This window comes from Paenibacillus popilliae ATCC 14706, assembly GCF_000315235.1.
GTDB lineage: Bacteria > Bacillota > Bacilli > Paenibacillales > Paenibacillaceae > Paenibacillus_B > Paenibacillus_B popilliae.
In genome coordinates, this window is the sequence record NZ_BALG01000381.1 from 1 (window position 1) to 1896 (window position 1896).

1 protein-coding gene and 1 pseudogene are annotated in these 1896 nt (G+C 42.5%); both read left to right on the top strand.

All coding sequences use genetic code 11. The annotated features are described in order from the left end of the window. Nucleotides 1-124 precede the first annotated feature (124 nt). Nucleotides 125-742 carry a hypothetical protein gene (locus PPOP_RS17525; protein WP_006288001.1) on the top strand — a complete coding sequence of 206 codons (618 nt, stop codon included), beginning with the start codon at nt 125-127 and terminating at the stop codon, nt 740-742. 734 nt (nt 743-1476) lie between these two features. After that, nucleotides 1477-1896, top strand: a pseudogene (locus PPOP_RS17530) (IS110 family transposase); the annotation flags it as partial.

Genomic DNA, 1896 nt, shown 5'->3' on the forward strand with positions numbered 1-1896 from the left:
CTGATCAATCAACGACCACGAAAATGTTTGGGCTGGAAGTCCGCTCACGAATCCTTTGCAGAGGAACTGTCGCACTTGGCTTGACAATCCGTCAAAAAATAAAATAAGGAGCACCCACTATCCTATGAGAATACAAGGTTATAAAGTTAGTGGTGAATCATGGCAAACGCCAATTTGTCCTAATTGTGGTACTAACCTGCACTTAATTTTTAATTTTGATCTTAATGATAACAAGTTGAAAAAATTGGAGAATGGAAAAATAGATAGTATTCCACTGATCTCTTGTTTAAATTGCTCTTCATATTGGTCCGCTCAAGTTTTTAAAATCGAACCTCAAACCAGAATCATTACGATTATCAAACAAAGTGATAAGGAAAACTGGATTAGCGAAGAAGAAGACCGGCTTCCTTATCCTTTGCCGTTCTCCAAAATGAAATTAGAAGAATTACAAGTGATTGACATGCCAACCATAGATGGAGATACAGACAGGGTGTTCGAAGCCTTAGGCTTGGAATATGTTTGTAGAATCTTGGATGAGCCACTTTTTGTAACAGAACCTATTCATAAAAAATGTTATGGATGTAATGAAATCATGGAATATGTAGCAACAATTTGTAGCGAAGATTATGACTCAGAGGGGTTGGTTTACGAAGGTTTTACTTTTAATTTTGGAGAGTCATTTCTTTACTTCTATTTTTGTGAATCGTGTAATATTCTAGAAACGGAAATGCAAAGTACGTGATATTTAACAAAGTAAGAACCTTGATTTTTTTTGCCTTTCAAGGTTTCTTTTTATAGGGGTACACGCTCTCATTTACATGCTCCCCGCATCCATCACCCGCTGTTTATTGCATACTAAAAATGTCTAGAATTGCAGCGTAAAAATGCTGAAGTCAGATGCAAAAAAGGCATGTTTTTGGCAATCGAAAAGTGCCGAGTTTTGCAGCCAAGCAATTTTATCAATATACAGCAACAAGTAAGGTTTATGCATAGGTTTGACATGGAGCCTCTATGGGCATGATTCCCTGCGAAGGGGCGAGACCACAGGCTTCGCAGAGACCAGCAAGCCTATCATGCCCATCACTCCATATCAAACCAGGCTACTTTTACTGCATAAGCAACTGCTGCAAAACTGAGTAAGGTATCATAGAACTGGTAAATCCAACATCAGGGGGAAGCGGTGTGAAGAATGAAGAAAGGTGGCCTATGTACTTCGTTATTCAGGAACAGAAAACCCCCATGGCCTGTCGGCCACCACGATGAATGAAAATGAGGGTTGCAAATTTGAGCTTCTTCTGCGCAAATAAAGATAGGCAGATCAAAGGTCGAATTCTTTTTGGCGAGCCACATCCCGTACAGAAAACGGGCCTATTGCAGCTTTGAGCACCGCCGATTGTTGCCCTGAGCACGTGTACAAAAGTACACCTCTCGTTGCTGCATGATCTGTTCAATCCAAAGCAAGGGAGTGAAGCTGGAATGGATGCGATATGGGAACGGTGTGCAGGGTTGGATGTGCACCAAGAGACCGTCGTTGCCTGTGTATTGGCAGGATCTCTCGACAAGAAACCGAAGCAGGAAATCAAAACATTGGGAACAACGACCAAGGAATTGCTACACCTTCATAACTGGCTTTTGGAGCGAGAATGTACGCATGTCGCCATGGAGAGTACCGGCGTATATTGGAAGCCGGTATGGAACCTAATGGAAGATTCATTTGAGCTCATCTTGGCGAATCCACAGCGAATCAAAAACGTGCCAGGCAAAAAAACAGACATGAAAGACGCGGTCTGGATCGCTCAATTCTGCGCTGCGGATGGATCGAAGCGAGCTTCGTGCCGCCGGAAGATATCCGGGATTTACGTGACCTCACTCGGTATCGTCGGAAGTTGATTAACG